Origin of the sequence: Actinokineospora pegani, assembly GCF_009745975.1 — a bacterium.
Lineage (GTDB): Bacteria > Actinomycetota > Actinomycetes > Mycobacteriales > Pseudonocardiaceae > Actinokineospora > Actinokineospora pegani.
In genome coordinates this window covers 1-15194 of sequence record NZ_WHOL01000050.1, presented here as the reverse complement: position 1 = coordinate 15194, position 15194 = coordinate 1, and the positions used below count along the sequence as shown (strand labels likewise).

18 protein-coding genes are annotated in these 15194 nt (G+C 71.4%); 11 read left to right on the top strand and 7 right to left on the bottom strand.

Annotated elements, in window-relative coordinates:
- Positions 1-4 precede the first annotated feature (4 nt).
- Positions 5-1051, top strand: a complete 1047-nt coding sequence (locus tag GCL84_RS04940) for a zinc-dependent alcohol dehydrogenase family protein (RefSeq protein WP_156754151.1) — start codon at positions 5-7, stop codon at positions 1049-1051.
- Here the strand turns inward: GCL84_RS04940 and GCL84_RS04935 are convergent.
- The 7 genes from GCL84_RS04935 to GCL84_RS04905 form a co-directional block, all read right to left on the bottom strand.
- Positions 1048-1836, bottom strand: a complete 789-nt coding sequence (locus tag GCL84_RS04935; protein WP_156754150.1) for a methyltransferase domain-containing protein — start codon at positions 1834-1836, stop codon at positions 1048-1050. The genes GCL84_RS04940 and GCL84_RS04935 overlap by 4 nt on opposite strands.
- 26 nt (positions 1837-1862) lie before the next feature.
- Positions 1863-2456, bottom strand: a complete 594-nt coding sequence (locus GCL84_RS04930; RefSeq protein WP_235925999.1) for a uridine kinase — start codon at positions 2454-2456, stop codon at positions 1863-1865.
- 28 nt (positions 2457-2484) lie between these two features.
- Positions 2485-2799 carry a hypothetical protein gene (locus GCL84_RS04925; RefSeq protein WP_156754148.1) on the bottom strand — a complete coding sequence of 105 codons (315 nt, stop codon included), beginning with the start codon at positions 2797-2799 and terminating at the stop codon, positions 2485-2487.
- A gap of 101 nt (positions 2800-2900) precedes the next feature.
- Complete coding sequence (locus GCL84_RS04920) at positions 2901-4097, bottom strand: methyltransferase domain-containing protein (protein WP_156754147.1); 1197 nt, start codon at positions 4095-4097, stop codon at positions 2901-2903.
- Positions 4094-5053: an ATP-grasp ribosomal peptide maturase gene (gene tgmB / locus GCL84_RS04915; protein ID WP_156754146.1), complete on the bottom strand. Its 960-nt coding sequence runs from the start codon at positions 5051-5053 to the stop codon at positions 4094-4096. The genes GCL84_RS04920 and tgmB overlap by 4 nt, the downstream gene beginning before the upstream one ends.
- Positions 5054-5057: 4 nt before the next feature.
- A complete protein-coding gene (locus tag GCL84_RS04910; RefSeq protein WP_156754145.1) occupies positions 5058-5309 on the bottom strand; it encodes a hypothetical protein in 252 nt (83 codons plus the stop codon).
- Positions 5310-5314: 5 nt separating this feature from the next.
- Positions 5315-5539, bottom strand: coding sequence for a hypothetical protein (locus GCL84_RS04905; protein WP_156754144.1), 225 nt, complete (start codon positions 5537-5539; stop codon positions 5315-5317).
- Positions 5540-5661: 122 nt separating this feature from the next.
- Here GCL84_RS04905 and GCL84_RS04900 point away from each other — a divergent pair, with 122 nt between their 5' ends.
- From GCL84_RS04900 to GCL84_RS04855, 10 genes are all read left to right on the top strand, one after another.
- The gene (locus GCL84_RS04900; protein WP_156754143.1) at positions 5662-6528 is read left to right on the top strand and encodes a helix-turn-helix domain-containing protein; all 867 of its coding nucleotides are present in this window, start codon (positions 5662-5664) and stop codon (positions 6526-6528) included.
- A gap of 2 nt (positions 6529-6530) precedes the next feature.
- Complete coding sequence (locus tag GCL84_RS04895) at positions 6531-6731, top strand: DUF397 domain-containing protein (protein WP_156754142.1); 201 nt, start codon at positions 6531-6533, stop codon at positions 6729-6731.
- A gap of 18 nt (positions 6732-6749) precedes the next feature.
- On the top strand, positions 6750-8105 hold the full coding sequence (locus GCL84_RS04890; protein ID WP_235925998.1) for a replication-associated recombination protein A: 1356 nt from the start codon (positions 6750-6752) through the stop codon (positions 8103-8105).
- Positions 8106-8269: 164 nt separating this feature from the next.
- Positions 8270-8692, top strand: a complete 423-nt coding sequence (locus tag GCL84_RS04885) for a DUF948 domain-containing protein (RefSeq protein ID WP_156754141.1) — start codon at positions 8270-8272, stop codon at positions 8690-8692.
- Complete coding sequence (locus tag GCL84_RS04880) at positions 8689-9009, top strand: hypothetical protein (RefSeq protein WP_156754140.1); 321 nt, start codon at positions 8689-8691, stop codon at positions 9007-9009. Before GCL84_RS04885 ends, GCL84_RS04880 begins: the two co-directional genes overlap by 4 nt.
- 67 nt (positions 9010-9076) lie before the next feature.
- Positions 9077-11746, top strand: a complete 2670-nt coding sequence (gene alaS, locus GCL84_RS04875; RefSeq protein WP_156754139.1) for an alanine--tRNA ligase — start codon at positions 9077-9079, stop codon at positions 11744-11746.
- Positions 11743-12237 carry a Holliday junction resolvase RuvX gene (gene ruvX, locus GCL84_RS04870; protein ID WP_156754138.1) on the top strand — a complete coding sequence of 165 codons (495 nt, stop codon included), beginning with the start codon at positions 11743-11745 and terminating at the stop codon, positions 12235-12237. Before alaS ends, ruvX begins: the two co-directional genes overlap by 4 nt.
- Positions 12234-13424 carry an endolytic transglycosylase MltG gene (mltG, locus tag GCL84_RS04865; RefSeq protein ID WP_156754137.1) on the top strand — a complete coding sequence of 397 codons (1191 nt, stop codon included), beginning with the start codon at positions 12234-12236 and terminating at the stop codon, positions 13422-13424. The genes ruvX and mltG overlap by 4 nt, the downstream gene beginning before the upstream one ends.
- Positions 13414-14271, top strand: a complete 858-nt coding sequence (locus tag GCL84_RS04860) for a shikimate dehydrogenase (RefSeq protein WP_156754136.1) — start codon at positions 13414-13416, stop codon at positions 14269-14271. The genes mltG and GCL84_RS04860 overlap by 11 nt, the downstream gene beginning before the upstream one ends.
- Positions 14272-14368: 97 nt before the next feature.
- A complete protein-coding gene (locus GCL84_RS04855) occupies positions 14369-15070 on the top strand; it encodes a hypothetical protein (RefSeq protein ID WP_156754135.1) in 702 nt (233 codons plus the stop codon).
- Positions 15071-15194: the final 124 nt, after the last annotated feature.

Here is a 15194-nt window from a genome sequence, read left to right as displayed (position 1 = left end):
GGGGATGCGAGCCACCTACCTGCACGGCGAGGGCGACATCCGCCTCACCGACACCCCGCAGCCGGAGATCGAGCACCCCACCGACGCCATCGTGCGGGTCACCGCGGCCTGCGTGTGCGGCTCGGACCTGTGGGGCTACCGGGGCGCGCGCGGCGGCGAGGCGCGGCGGATCGGGCACGAGTTCGTCGGCGTCGTCGAGGAGGTCGGCGCCGAGGTCCGCACGCTGCGCGCGGGGGACTTCGTCATCGCCCCGTTCGTCGTCAGCGACGGCACCTGCGGCCCCTGCCGCGACGGCGTGCAGACCTCCTGCGTCAACGGCGGGGCCTGGGGCTCCACCAGCCGCGCGGGCGAGCGCCTCGACGGGGCGCAGGCCCAGTGGGTCCGCGCCCCCTTCGCCGACGGCACCCTGGTGGCCACCCCGGTCACCCCGGCCGACTCCCTCGTCCCCGCCCTGCTCAGCCTCTCCGACGTCATGGGCACCGGCCACCACGCCGCCGTGTCCGCGGGCGTCTCCCCGGGCGACACCGCCGTGGTGGTCGGCGACGGCGCGGTCGGCCTCTGCGCCGTCCTCGCCGCCACCCGCCTCGGCGCCGAGCGGGTCATCGCCATGTCCCGCCACGCCGACCGCCAACGCCTCGCCACCCGCTTCGGCGCGACGGACATCGTGGCCACCCGCGGGGACGAGGGCGTCGCAGAGGTGGCGGAGCTGCTGGGCGGCAGGGGCGCCGACGCGGTGCTGGAGTGCGTTGGCACGAAGGAGTCCATGCGGCAGGCGTTGGACTCGGTCCGCCCCGGTGGGCGCGTGGGGTACGTGGGCGTCCCCGCCGGGGGCCCTGAGCTGCCCATCGGCCAGATGTTCTCGAACAACATCGCCGTGGCCGGGGGTGTGGCGCCGGTCCGCCACTACCTGGACGCGCTCCTGGCGGACGTGCTGGACGGCAAGCTGGACCCCGGGCCGGTGTTCGACTCGGAGTACCCGCTGGAACGGGTCGCCGACGCCTACCGGGACATGTCCGACCGCAAGGTCATCAAGCCGCTGCTGAAGCCCTAGGGCTTGCTGGCCGACACCACGAACAGCGCGGGCACCGCGAGGAACGTGCCGTCCGCGCCCCGCCGCCACGCCTCGGCGGTCAGCGCCTCGGCCTCCGCCGCGGTGATCGCCCCGGTCTCCTGCGCGATGGCCAGCCCCGGCCCCGGGTACAGCGGCCACACCATCGCCGGGTCGGTGTGCACCGGCGAGTACGGCTGGACCTCGACGTCGACGAAGCCCGCCGCGCGCAGCGTGTCGGCCGCGCGCACGCCGGAGCGGCCGTTGGCCAGGTTGTCCGAGGACGCGGCCAGCACCGCGCGGGCGGCGCGCGGGTGGTCGGTGGCCACCGACATGGCGTCGGAGTCCAGGTCGACGAGCACGATCCGGCCGCCGGGGCGCAGCACGCGGTGCGCCTCGGCGGCGGCGCGGTCGGGGTCGTCGAGGTGGATGTAGACGCGCTCGGAGTGGTACCAGTCCAGCTCCCCGTCGCCCGCGGGCAGCGCGTAGGCGTCGCCGACGCGGAAGTCGTGCCCCGGGTTGAGGCGCTCGGCCTCGGCCACCATCGCCGCGCTCAGGTCCACCCCGAAGGCCGTCAGCCCGCGCGCGGTCAACTGCGCCACCACGGTGCCCCGGCCCGCCCCCACGTCCACCCCGCGGCCCGTCCCCAGTCGGGCGTAGCTCAGCTCGCGCAGCCGCACCGTCTGCGGCATGGCGTCCAGCCGCTGTAAGAGGTCGACGAACACGCCCGGGTCCGCAGCCTGGTCGACGTCGGTGAACTCGGCCAGGTTCTCGTAGGTGTTCTCCATGCCGCCAAGTCAACACCAAACCAGACTTATCGGGCGCTTCCCACCCTGGGGCGCACCCGGGCGGCCGCCTCCTCCACCGTGCAGCGCACCATCCCGGCCCGCTCGCACCGGCGCACCACCGCGCCGTGCTCGCGCCACAGCCGCAAACCCCGGCGCAGCAGCAGCGGCACCGCCTTGCGCGACTCGGCCACGTCCCTGGCGAACCGGCGGGCGAACGTGCGGCCCGCGCTGGGCGCCAGCACCAGCGCCTCACCCAGCACCCCGGCCCGCTCGCAGTCGGCCACGATCCGGTCGGCGAACAGCCCCTCGGCCACGAACACCGGCGACCCGCCCAGCGACAGCGTGCTCGACCCGACCCTGCGGTCGGCGCCGTACTCGTAGACCGGGACCTCGGCGGCGCCCTCGGTCGCCAGCGCCACCACGGCGGCCAGCGCGTCCGGCGCGTGCCAGGACTCGGGCGCGTCCCAGTCCGCGCGCCCCGCGGCGTCGCGCGGCAGGGCCGGGTCGTCGCCCTCGCGGTAGAAGTGGTCCAGGTTCAGCACCGGCAGGCCCAGCCGGGCGCCGAGGGTGGACTTGCCGGAGCCGGACGGCCCCGCGAGCAGGATGACGGTCGAGGTCACGGGGTGTGATCCTCGCACACGCCGCCGGCTACTCCGCCGAGGTCTTCGGCAGGATCGTCTCCACGTAGGGCACGAACACCTTCTCGTACAGGTCGCGGTCCATGAACTCCGCCGAGCGCAGCACCCGGCGGCGGAACCGGCGCAGGTCGCCCAGCCGGTCCTGGGCGGCCAGCCGGGCCCGGACGTTGATCGACAGCCGGGTCACCTCGTCACGCGCGGCGGCCACCGCGGCGGGCGCCGCCCCGCCCACCAGGCCGTCCATCAGCTTGGCGAGTTGGTCGATCTCGTGCTCGAAGTGCTTGAGGTCGTGCGGGACGCGGTAGAACCTGTCACGCCAGTCCACGTGTGCTCAACTCCCCGACAGACCTGCCCTGGGTGGGTCGTGTTTCCGCACAGTGTTCCCCGGGGTCACCTCACCCGCGTGACCCGGGTGAGCGGTTTGTGTCACACCGCGGGAAGCGGCCACCGAAGCCACCCGCTGGGCTGGTCCAACCACACGAACTGCTCGCCCGAGGTCACGGAGACACCGAACCGACCCACGTCGGGACGTCCTGAATCGGCGAAGACCCGCCACGCTGTCTCCACCGTGTCCCACAGGCGCCTGCGCCCGCGTTGGACCACGTGATGTGTCCCGGCGGGTGTCGACTCGGCGACCACATCGGCCCTCGATCCGTCCGAGGCGCACAACGTCACCACGGGTTGGCGTCCGCCGTCGATCATCACCTCGTTGCGGTAGAGGGATTCCGCGCCGTGGATGTGCAGTTGGAGGAGGAAGCGGAAGTCCGCGTCGTCGACCATCGGAAGGGGCGCGAGACGGGTCGTCGATCGCGCGGTGGGAGTCGCGGTGGCAGCCGACGCGACCTGGTGGGGCCGCAGCGGGTTGTCCACCTCCGGCCGCATCCACATGAAGTGGCCGCCCATCGGCAGGAACCGCCCGGAGACCTTTTCGCCTGCTTTGGTCAGCAGGCACAGGGGGCCGGTCGCCAGTTCGCCGCGGACGTTGGCGATGATCTTGCCTCCCGGCGCGAGTTGGTCGATCCAGGCGGCAGGGATGGCGGGCACCGCGGCCGTGGCGATGATCCGGTCGTACGGTCCGTGGTCCGGCACGCCGTCGCCACCGTCGCCCACGACCAGGACGGGCGTGTATCCGAGTGTGGCGAGCGCGTTTCGGGCCGTGGTGATGAGGTCTGGATTCAGGTCGACGCTGACGACCTTGTCCGCGCCTAGCCGGTGGCACAGCAGGGCGGCGTTGTAACCGGTCCCGGTGCCGATCTCCAGCACCCGGTGCCCGGTCCTCACCTCCAGGCGCTCCACCATGCGGGCCATCAGGCCCGGACTCGTGGACGAACTGGTGGGCAACGACAACACCGCGCCATCGGTGGTCGTCCATCCCGCTGGGTGTGGTCTGTGCTCCGTTGTGAGCGCGTGGTCGGAGTACACCGCCTTGAGCCACGGCTCAGGATCAACGGCGGCGGAGAGTTCCGGTCCGCCGACCGTCAGCAGGAAGCGCGGCACGAACACATGCCGTGGGGTCTCAGCGAAGGCGGCCAGCCAGGCCGGGTCGGTGAGGTCACCGCTTCCACGCAGGCCATCCGCCAGCGATCTCGCCAACTCCCGCCACGTGTTCACAGGCTGGGTCACTCGGTCACCTCTCCGGTGAGTAGGTCAACCAGAGCAGCCGTGATGGGGATGCCTGCCTGACGTTCCAGCCACAGCCACTGCCCAGCCGGATTGCACTCCAGGAACACCCACTCGTCCTCGGGCGTGACCACGAAGTCGAACGCCCCGAATGCTAGACCAAAAGCATCCAGGTATGTCACTGCCTTGCCGACAACATCGGATGGCACGTCGATTGGCGCATAGGACAATGCTGCGTAGTCCGCACGCCAGTCGAGTCGGGCCGCTGCGCTTCCGGCGTGAATCGCCACGCCGAGGGCACGTTTGCCCACCATCGTCACCCGAACCTCGTACTGCTTGGGTACCCGGGACTGGAACAAGTGCGCCGTCACGGCGAGAGCAGTCGGATCAATGACTCCGGGATCGACTGCCGTGGTGTAGGTTATTCGGACTTTTCCGTCGACGCTGTGAGCGAGGGAGGAGAGCGTCTTGCACACGAGGGGGCCGACCGCGTCTGCGAAGTCGATCACGGCCCGGTGATCGGTGGTGATCAGCGTTGACGGCACGCTCAGTCCACACCGCGCCGCAGTCCGCAACTGAAGTGGTTTGTACTCGGCAACTGCGATCTTCGCTGGGTTGTTCACCCAAGGAACGTCCAGGCTCGTCAGCACGCCACTTACTCCCAGTCTCGCTTCTTCACTCGCGAATGCCAGGTCGGCAGGAGAGAGACCATGGGGAAATGTGAACCGTGAGGGCCTTCGGTAGTAGACAGACTCGATTTCCGCGAACCTGACGTCGCCGAGTTCGCCGTTCCACCGGCCACCGAGGAGTTTTCCGGTGAGCCCGAGTTCGCTCGGAAAGTCGCCGATGTCCATCCGACGCGCCGGGCGCGACCTCCGGGCCAGTTCATCCACGACGACGGTCGCGGTCGGGTCGTCGCGCGATCCGATGACGAGCACTGTCGAGCCGTGATGCCCCATTGGATCAACTGTCGGTGACGATGATGGGCACGGCGTCGGTTTCCATTTTTCCGTCACTGGTGTACTGGGTCTGTTTGACCTCGGTGTCTCGGGTCGCGGTGGTCTCATCTTTGCCGCATTCGATGGGAACCACGGCAAGTGAGGCAGACCACGGTCTGATCGAGCCTGTGGTGTGAGCAGGAGGCGCGTACCCGCCGCGCTCGGTCAGTGGCAGCAGGGCGGGGCGGGGGAACAGTGGGTCGCGCTGGATCGTCATGTGGTTCACTCCTGGCCGGTGGTGCTGTCGAGTTCGGCGATCGCCTGGCTGGCCAGGTCGACGAGCTGGCCCAGGTTGTCCCGACCGAGGGTCAGGGTGTACTCGCCGCCGTGTCCGAAGTGGAGCGTGGCGTTCTCGTTCTCCGAACACGTCTCGAAGCGCATGGACACCTTGCGGTCCAACTCGACCCACGTTTCCACCGACACGCCCGAACGGGTGTAGAGCCCCATCGTCTCGCCTCCACCGGCTATGGTCTGCCTCGGGCTTGACGCCCGACTGTCTCCCTTGAAGATTAGGGCGACGGTCGGGCTTGGGGCTAGTCGTCTGATCGGGTGAAACGAGGGAGTTCGACATGGGGCAGGCCCGCCCGACCTTCGAGCGCAGGCAGCTCGGGCTCACTCTGCGCAGATTGCGCGATTCGGCGGGCGTCACCCAGCAGGCGGCGGCGGACGCGGTGGGCAAGGTCCGGTCGCGGATCGTGCAGTTGGAGGACGGCACCGCGACCGCCAGCGAAGAGGATCTGACCACGCTGCTCGACTGCTACGCCGTGGCGGGGGACGAGCGCGAGACCGTGCTCGACCTCGGCGCCCAGGCCCGGCAGCGCCGCAAGCGACGGGTGCACATCGACCAGTTGCCCGACGCCTACCAACGGTTCGCCGACCTCGAGGCCAGCGCGTCGGAGATCAACTGGTTCGAGACCGGCATCATCCCGGGACTGCTCCAGTCGCCCGGCTACGTGCAGGCGGTTCTGGCCGAGGGTGACGGCATCTGGTGGCAGCACGCGGATTCACAAGAGTCCGAACGGCTCGCCTACCGCATGGACCGGCAGGCGCGACTGCTCAATCCCGAAGATCGGCGAATCATGCGGTTCGTCATCACTGAGGACGCGCTGCGGGCGAACCTGGGTAGCGCGGAGGTGATGCGCGAGCAGTTGCACCACCTGCTCGGACTACTCGACAAACTCCCGGACCTGAACGTTCGTGTGCTGACCAACGAGGCGTACGGCAATCCCGCGAGAGGGAGTGGTCTGTGGGTCTTCGGTTTCGGTCAGCGCGGTACGCCGGTCGGGTACTCGCCATCGGTCTTGGGGCCGTCGATGTACTACGACGGCGAAACTGAGGTGGAGAGTATGCTGCGTGCGTTCTACCGCGTGTGGGAACTTGCGTTGAGCCGCAAGGAGTCCCGGCGGTTGATGCAGCGTATCGCCAAGGAGTTGTGATCATGGTGCGGGACACCGGTTGGTTCAAGAGCACCCGCAGTGGTGCAGCCAACGAGGGCTGCGTCGAGGTGCGGATCACCGCGGCGGAGACCGGTGTCCGGGACACCAAGAACCGGGCCGGTGGCGCGCTGAGCGTGCGCAGCGCCGTGTGGGCCACCTTCGTCAACGACGCCAAGGACGGCCGGTACGACCTGTCTGCCTGAGCGGGTAGCGTCGCCCAGGTGGAACAGGAGTTCGACCTAGACCTCTTCGGCAGCACCTCCGGCCCCCCGGCACAGCGCCCGGAGCGCCCCCGCGCGTCCGCGCCGCTGCCCGTGCGGATGCGCCCGGCGACCCTCGACGAGGTCCTGGGCCAAGACCACCTGCTCGGCCCCGGCGCCCCGCTGCGCCGCCTGGTCGAGGGCGCCGCGCCCGCCTCGATCCTGCTCTACGGCCCGCCCGGCACCGGCAAGACGACCCTGGCCACGCTGGTCTCCTCCGCGATCAATCGCCGCTTCGTCGCCCTGTCCGCGCTGTCGGCGGGGGTCAAGGAGGTGCGCGCGGTCATCGACGACGCGCGCAGGCGGCTGACCCACTCCGGCGACCAGACGGTCCTGTTCATCGACGAGGTGCACCGCTTCTCCCGCACCCAGCAGGACGCCCTGCTCGGCGCGGTCGAGGACCGCATCGTGCTGCTGGTCGCCGCCACCACCGAGAACCCGTTCTTCTCCGTCGTCTCCCCGCTGCTGTCCCGGTCCCTGGTCCTGCAACTGCACCCCCTCGGCGACGAGGACGTGCGCGCCCTGGTCCGCCGGGCCGTCGCGGACGAGCGCGGACTGGGCGGCGAGGTCACGCTCGACCAGGACGCCGAGGACCACGTGGTGCGCCTGGCCGGGGGAGACGCCCGGCGCGCGCTGACCGCCCTGGAGGCCGCCGCCGACTCCGCGCTGGCCACCAGCGGCGGCGTGGTCGACCTGGCCACCGTCGAGGCGACCGTGGACAAGGCCGCCGTCCGCTACGACCGCTCCGGCGACCAGCACTACGACGTCACCAGCGCGTTCATCAAGTCCATCCGCGGCTCCGACGTCGACGCCGCCCTGCACTACCTGGCGCGCATGATCGAGGCGGGGGAGGACCCGCGCTTCATCGCCCGCAGGCTCGTCGTGCACGCCACCGAGGACATCGGCATGGCCGACCCGACCGCGCTGCAGACCGCCGTCGCCGCCGCCCAGACCGTGCAGCTCATCGGCATGCCCGAGTGCAGGCTCGCCCTCGCCCAGGCCACCGTGCACCTGGCCACGGCCCCCAAGTCCAACGCCGTCATCACCGCCATCGACGCCGCGCTCGCCGACGTGCGCGCGGGCGGGGCGGGCCAGGTCCCGCCGCACCTGCGCGACGGGCACTACGCGGGAGCCAAGAAGCTGGGCAACGCCGAGGGCTACCGCTACCCGCACGACGTGCCCGAGGGCGTGGTCCGCCAGCAGTACCCGCCGGACGGGCTGCGCGGCCGCGACTACTACGACCCGACCCAGCGCGGCGCCGAGCGCGCCCTCGCCGACCGGGTGCCCAAACTGCGCAAGGTCATCCGCGGGGATTGATCGCCTGTGGATAACTCCGCGCGCCGATCCGCGCTGGGGAGCACACTGGTCCGGCAAGTGCGCAGGTGCGGGCAGGCCGGGTCGGATACGACGCGGTAGCCTGACCGCGATCACGCCCCGGAACGCCCCGGGAGCGTGCCGAAGTCGCCGTCGAAGGAGGGCTCGTGACAGCAGGGCAGATCGCCGCGCTGATCGCCGCGGGCGCGTTCGTCCTGTTGGTGGTCCTGATCGGCATCGTGCTGTTCAAGCTCGGCCGCACCTTGGACGAGACGACCATCGCGATCCGCAAGGCGCACGAGAACAGCGACCCGCTGTTCGTCGGCGCCAACACCACGCTGACCCACGTCAACACCCAGCTCGAGCGGGTCGACGGAATCACCTCGAACGCGCAGGCCGTCAGTGGCAACATCTCCGCGCTGACGTCGGTCTTCACGGCCACGCTGGGCGGACCGCTGGTCAAGGTCGCCGCGCTGTCCTACGGCCTGAGCAAGGCCGTGCGCGCGCGCCGCAAGGCCAAGGCGGGCGCCGCCATCGAGGGCAAGCAGACCCGTCCGGCGCTCATCGGCCGCAAGCGGGGCAAGTCGTGAGGCGCCTGTTCTGGATGGGCGTCGGCGCAGCCGCGGCCATCGCCCTCAACCGCAAGGCCCGCGAGACCGCGCACGCGGTCACCCCGGCCGGTATCGCGGGCAACGTCGGCGACGCCCTGCGCGAGCTCGCGGGCGCCCTCGGCACCTTCGGGGCGGACGTGCGCGCGGGCATGAGCGAGCGCGAGGTCCAGCTCTCCGAGCAGGTCGAGGCCCGCTCCGGGGTCACCCCCGGGGCCAGGCACGCCCTCGGTGGCGGCGCGCAGCGCAGGCCCCGCCGGACCACGGGCGACGCGCGAGCGCGCCGGGCGGACGGCTGAGCCCCGCCCCGCCGTTCGCCGCGCCCCTAGGCCGCCGAACCCGCTCGACCCCCCTTGAGGACCGACAGTGCAGACACATGAGATCTCCCGCCGCTTCCGGGACCACTTCGTCAACAGCGGCCACACCGCCGTGCCCAGCGCCTCGCTGATCCTCGAAGACCCCACGCTGCTGTTCGTCAACGCGGGCATGGTGCAGTTCAAGCCGTACTTCCTCGGCGACGCCCCGGCCCCGTGGCCGCGCGCGACCAGCATCCAGAAGTGCGTGCGCACCGGCGACATCGACGAGGTCGGCAAGACCACCCGGCACAACACGTTCTTTCAGATGGCCGGGAACTTCTCCTTCGGCGACTACTTCAAGGCCCAGGCCATCGAGCACGCCTGGGCCCTGCTGACCAACTCCCAGGACGACGGCGGCTACGGCTTCGACCCCGACCGCCTGTGGGCCACGGTCTACAACGACGACGACGAGGCCCTGGAGCTCTGGCGCAAGGTCGCCGGGCTGCCCGAGGAGCGCATCCAGCGCCGCGACGGCCTCGACAACTACTGGGACATGGGCGTCCCCGGCCCCGGCGGCCCCTGCTCGGAGATCTACTTCGACCGCGGCCCCGAGCACGGCAAAGACGGCGGCCCGGTCGCCGACGAGGACCGCTACCTCGAGGTCTGGAACCTCGTGTTCATGCAGGACATCCGCGGCGAGGAGTCCCCGAAGTACGGGCACAAGCCGATCGGGTCGCTGCCGCGCAAGAACATCGACACCGGCATGGGCGTCGAGCGCATCGCCACCCTGCTGCAGGGCGTCGACAACGTCTACGAGACCGACCTGGTCCGCCCGGTCATCGCCAAGGCCGAGGAGATGTCCGGCCGCCGCTACGGCGCGGGCAACCCAGTCGACGACGTGCGCTTCCGCGTCATCGCCGACCACGCCCGCTCCGGCATGATGATCATCGGCGACGGCGTCACCCCCGGCAACGAGGCCCGCGGCTACGTACTGCGCCGCCTGCTGCGCCGGATCGTGCGCTCGGTGCGCCTGCTCGGCGTGCAGGAGCCGGTGCTCGGCGAGTTCGCCGCCGTCGTCCGCGACACCATGTCGCCCAGCTACCCCGAGCTGGCCACCGACTTCCCGCGCATCGACAAGATCATGCGCAAGGAGGAGGAGACCTTCCTCGCGACCCTGTCCAGCGGTTCGAAGATCTTCGACCTCGCCGCGGACAAGCTCGTCGCCGACGGCAAGGCCACCCTGCCCGGCGACAAGGCCTTCCAGCTCCACGACACCTACGGCTTCCCGATCGACCTGACGCTGGAGATGGCCGCCGAGCGCGGCCTGAGCGTCGACGAGACCGGGTTCCGCGAGCTGATGGGCGAGCAGCGCGCCCGCGCCAAGGCCGACGCCGCCGCCCGCAAGACCGGCCACGGCGACCAGTCGGTGTACCGGGACCTGCTGGCCCTGGGCAACACCGTGTTCACCGGGTACGAGGAGTTGGCCACCGAGGCCAAGGTCCTGGGCCTGGTGCGCGACGGCAAGCGGGTCAGCGGCGCCGGTGAGGGCGAGATCGTCGAGGTCGTGCTCGACCGCACCCCGCTCTACGCCGAGTCCGGCGGCCAGGAGTCCGACGCGGGCACCATCACCACCGCCTCCGGCGTGGAGCTCGAGGTCGTCGACGTGCAGAAGGTCGCCCGCAAGCTGTGGGTGCACCAGGTCCGCGTGCGCTCGGGCGAGATCACCGAGGGCGCCGCGGTGGAGGCCCGCGTCGACCCGGAGTGGCGGATCGGGGCCCGCCAGGGCCACTCGGGCACGCACATCGTGCACGCCGCCCTGCGCCAGGTGCTCGGCCCGACCGCGTTGCAGTCCGGCTCCTACAACAAGCCCGGCTACCTGCGGCTCGACTTCGGCTGGTCCGGCGCGCTGTCGCCGGAGACGCGCAGCGAGATCGAAGAGGTCTCCAACCTCGCCGTCCGCTCCGACCTGCCGGTCAGCGTCGTCTACACCGACATGGGCGGGGCCCAGGACATGGGCGCGGTCGCCCTGTTCGGCGAGACCTACGACGAAGAGGTCCGCGTCGTCGAGATCGGCGGCCCGTGGTCGCGCGAGCTCTGCGGTGGCACCCACGTCGAGCGCTCGTCGCAGATCGGCCCGCTGACGCTGCTCAGCGAGTCCTCCATCGGCTCGGGCAACCGGCGCCTGGAGGCCTACGTCGGCATGGAGGCCATGCGCTACCTGGCCAAGGAGCGCGCCCTCGTGCAGGGCTTGGCCGCCATGCTCAAGGTGCCCGACGCCGAGGTCCCGGCCAGGGTCGAGGCCCTCGTCGACCGGCTGCGCGCCGCGGAGAAGGAGCTGGAGAAGCTCCGCGCGGGCCAGTTGCTGTCCTCGGCGGGCACACTCGCCGAGCAGGCCGAGGACATCGGCGGCACCGCCCTGGTCGCGCTGAAGGCCCCGGACGGGATCGGCGGCGGCGACCTGCGCACCCTGGCCATCGAGGTTCGCAACCGCCTGGGCGCGCGTCCCGGCGTGGTCGCCCTGTTCTCCGCGGGCGAGGGCGGCAAGGTCGCCTTCGTCGTGGCCACGACGTCGACGGCCAGGGACAACGGCTTGGCCGCGGGCAAGCTCGTGCCCGCCTTCGCCCCGGCCATCGAGGCCCGCGGCGGCGGCAAGCCCGACCTCGCCCAGGGCGGCGGCGCCAACTCCGCGGGCATCGGCGAGGCCGTCACCCTGCTGCGACGGGCCCTGGTCGGCGCGTGAACCCCAAGCCGCACCGGCCGGGAGCCGACGACCCCGGCCGCGGGCGCAGGCTCGCGGTCGACGTCGGCTCCGTGCGCGTGGGCGTCGCCCTCAGCGACCCCTCCCCGGTCCTGGCCTCACCCCTGCTCACCCTGGCCCGCGACGAGAAAGCCGGGTCCGACCTGGTCGAGCTCGCGAGCCTGGTCTCCGAGCACGAGGTCGTCGAGGTCGTGGTCGGCCTGCCCAGGACGCTGGCCGACAAGCACGGCACGGCGGCGCAGGCCGCGCACTCCTACGCCACCGACCTCGCCCAGCGGGTCGCGCCGGTGCCGGTGCGGCTGGCTGACGAGCGCTTGACCACCGTGACCGCCGCGCGCATGCTCAGCCAGCGGGGCGTGCGCGGGAAGAAACAACGCGCCGTCGTCGACCAAGCCGCGGCCGTGGAGATCTTGCAGGCCTGGCTCGACGCCAGGGCGAGCGCGCTGGCCCGATCTGCGGAGGCGGACTCATGACCGACGACCTCGGCCTGTTCGAGGACGAGCCCACGCGCCGGATCAGGCCCGTGCGCAAGCGCAAGAAGGACCGCAAGAAGCTCAAGCTGGCGATCGTCGGCGCGGTCATCCTGCTGATCCTCGGCGGCGGCGCCTGGTACGGCTACCGGCTCATCTCCGGGATCGGCGGCTACGACGACTACGCCGGGGGCGGGGAGACCGACCTCGTCATCGAGGTCAAGGACGGCGACTCCACCGGCGCCATCGCGGCGACGCTCGCCGAAGCCGACGTCGTGGCCAGCTCCAAGGCCTTCGTCGCCGCGGCCGCGACCAACGACAAGGTCCGCTCGATCCAGCCCGGCTACTACGTCATGCGCACCAAGATCTCCGGCGCGGACGCGGTCTCGCGGATCGTCGACCCCAAGGCGCGCGTGGGCAACCTGCAGATCAAGGCTGGCACCCAGTTCGACGACCTCACCTTCGGTGAGACCAAGACCCTCGGCGTGCTGACGCTGATCTCCAACGCCACCTGCGCCGAGCTCAACGGCAAGAACACCTGCGTGCCGGTGGAGGAGCTGCGCGAGGTCTCCGAGGAGGCCGACCTGACCGCGCTCGGCGTGCCCGCCTGGGCGGTGCCGGACGCCTCCCGCGCTGAGCCCAAGCGCCGCCTCGAGGGCCTGATCATGCCCGACGTGTACGAGGTCCGGCCCGGCTCCACGGCCGAGGAGGTCTGGAAGAAGCTGATCGCCGACTCCGGCGCCCGGCTGGCGAGCGTGGGCATGCCCGGCCTGGCCGACGGCACCGGCTTCACCCCGTACCAGGTGCTGGTCATGGCCTCGCTGGTGCAGCGCGAGGCGATCGCCGCCGACTTCGGCAAGGTCGCCAGGGTCACCTACAACCGGCTGTCCGAGCCGATGCCGCTGCAGTACGACTCCACGGTCAACTACGTCCTCGACCGGCCGACGATCCTGACCAGGCCCGAGGACCGGGACAAGACCGGCCCGTACAACACCTACTCGGTCACCGGCCTGCCGCCGACCCCGATCGCCGCCTCGAGCGCCGCGGCCATCCAGGCCGCGGCCAAGCCGGACGAGGGCTCCTGGCTGTACTTCGTGCGGTGCCAGAAGAACGGCACGTCCTGCTTCGCCGACACCTACCCGGAGCACCTGGCGAACATCCAGCTCGCGAGGGCCAACGATGCCTACTGAGCCGTCGCGGCGGGCCGCCGTGCTGGGCTCGCCGGTCGAGCACTCGCTGTCGCCGGTGCTGCACGGCGCCGCGTACGACGCGCTCGGCCTCGACTGGTCCTACGAGCGGGTCGAGTGCACCGAGGACGCGCTGCCGGGCCTGGTCGGGGGACTGGGCCAGGAGTGGGTCGGGCTGTCGGTGACCATGCCGGGCAAGCGCGCCGCCCTGCGCTTCGCCGACTCCGCCACCGAGCGCGCCGCCGCCGTCGGCGCCGCCAACACCCTCGTGCACCGCCCCGACGGCTCCTGGCTGGCCGACTGCACCGACGTCGACGGCGTGACCGGCGCCCTGCTGGTCGCGGGCGCCTACCAGCCCAGCGGCGGCGACTCCGCCCTGGTCCTGGGCGCGGGCGGCACCGCGTGCGCCGCCCTGGCCGCCTTCGCCGCCCTGGGCGTCTCGTCGGCCACCGTCGTGGTCCGCGACCCCGCCCGCGCGGCGGAGGCCGAGGACTGCGCCGACCGCTTGAGCCTGCCGATCACCGTGACCGAGTGGGCCAAGGCCGACTTCGCCGACCTGGCCACCGCCGCCGCCGTCCTGGTGACCACCGCCCCCGCGGCCGCCATCGAACCGGTCGCCGACGCCCTGTCCCGGGCCCAACACGTCCTCGACGTCGTCTACCACCCGTGGCCCACCCCCCTGGCCCGCTCCGTCGAATCCCGGGGCGGCCACCTGGCCACGGGCTTGGACATGCTGCTGCACCAGGCCTTCGGCCAGGTCGAACACTTCACCGGCCAGTCGGCCCCCCGAGTCCCCATGCGCGACGCCCTGCGGGCCGCCGTCCCGGACCAGGTACCCCTGCCGCTCTAGACCCCGTCGCCCCGCACGGATTCGCAGTCCTGTCAAACGCCCATCCCCATGCCATCGGGGCAATGACAGCACGCCATCTTCTTCGTACCTTTAAAGCATGACCACCCCAACAGCCCACCCAAACCTGTTGTCCCCCAACGCTTTCCCCCTGACCGCCCTAGGCCTCCTGGTCCTCGCCCTGGCCTGGGCAACCCCCCTGCAACTCTGCGCCCTGGCCGCCGGCTACACCACCGGCGCCACAGCCCGGCACGCCCTGACCCGCTTCTCCCCGCAAACCCGCGCAGGCCCCCACGCCCCAGAACTGGCCACCGGTCTCCTGTGGACACTCATCGCCACCCTCTGGCAACACAACACAATCCCCACCACCTGGCTCCCACCCCTGCTCACCCTCACAGCCCTAACCGTCCCCCTGTCCCTAGCCGACTTCCACACCCTCCACCTCCCCCGAGCCCTCACCATCCCCCTAGCCATCCTCACCCCCACAACCCTCCTGATCCCCGCCCCCAACCGCCTCCTCCCCATCCTCATCGGCACCACCCTCTTCGCCCTACCCCACCTAGCCCTACACCTCCTGACCCCCACAACCCTCTCCCGAGGCGACGTGATCATCGCCTTCCCCCTGGGCGCGATCCACGGAGCCCTGGGCCCAGCGACGATCCTGCCCGCAGTCCTCCTAGCAGCCCTGACCTCGCTCGCCCTGGCAACCACATTCCCCCACCGATTCACCCAAGGAATCCCCCACGCCCCCGGAATGCTCGCCGCCACAACAGCCCTAGCCCTACTCCACGCAACCCCCTGACCACCCGCGCCACCCACAACCACCGCACTGCACCCCACACCCAACGGACCCACCACCCCCAGCCCAGCCCGGTCCAGCCCGGTCCAGCCCAGCCCGTCCAGCCCAGCCCAGCCCAGCCCAGCCC

Excerpts from the sequence above, each read along its gene's own strand:
- GCL84_RS04940 (WP_156754151.1), top strand. The coding sequence starts at position 5 with ATGCGAGCCACCTACCTGCACGGCGAGGGCGACATCCGCCTCACCGAC.
- GCL84_RS04935 (WP_156754150.1), bottom strand. The coding sequence starts at position 1,836 with ATGGAGAACACCTACGAGAACCTGGCCGAGTTCACCGACGTCGACCAG.
- tgmB (WP_156754146.1), bottom strand. The coding sequence starts at position 5,053 with ATGGGGCATCACGGCTCGACAGTGCTCGTCATCGGATCGCGCGACGAC.
- GCL84_RS04910 (WP_156754145.1), bottom strand. The coding sequence starts at position 5,309 with ATGACGATCCAGCGCGACCCACTGTTCCCCCGCCCCGCCCTGCTGCCA.
- GCL84_RS04905 (WP_156754144.1), bottom strand. The coding sequence starts at position 5,539 with ATGGGGCTCTACACCCGTTCGGGCGTGTCGGTGGAAACGTGGGTCGAG.
- GCL84_RS04900 (WP_156754143.1), top strand. The coding sequence starts at position 5,662 with ATGGGGCAGGCCCGCCCGACCTTCGAGCGCAGGCAGCTCGGGCTCACT.
- GCL84_RS04895 (WP_156754142.1), top strand. The coding sequence starts at position 6,531 with ATGGTGCGGGACACCGGTTGGTTCAAGAGCACCCGCAGTGGTGCAGCC.
- mltG (WP_156754137.1), top strand. The coding sequence starts at position 12,234 with ATGACCGACGACCTCGGCCTGTTCGAGGACGAGCCCACGCGCCGGATC.
- GCL84_RS04860 (WP_156754136.1), top strand. The coding sequence starts at position 13,414 with ATGCCTACTGAGCCGTCGCGGCGGGCCGCCGTGCTGGGCTCGCCGGTC.
- GCL84_RS04855 (WP_156754135.1), top strand. The coding sequence starts at position 14,369 with ATGACCACCCCAACAGCCCACCCAAACCTGTTGTCCCCCAACGCTTTC.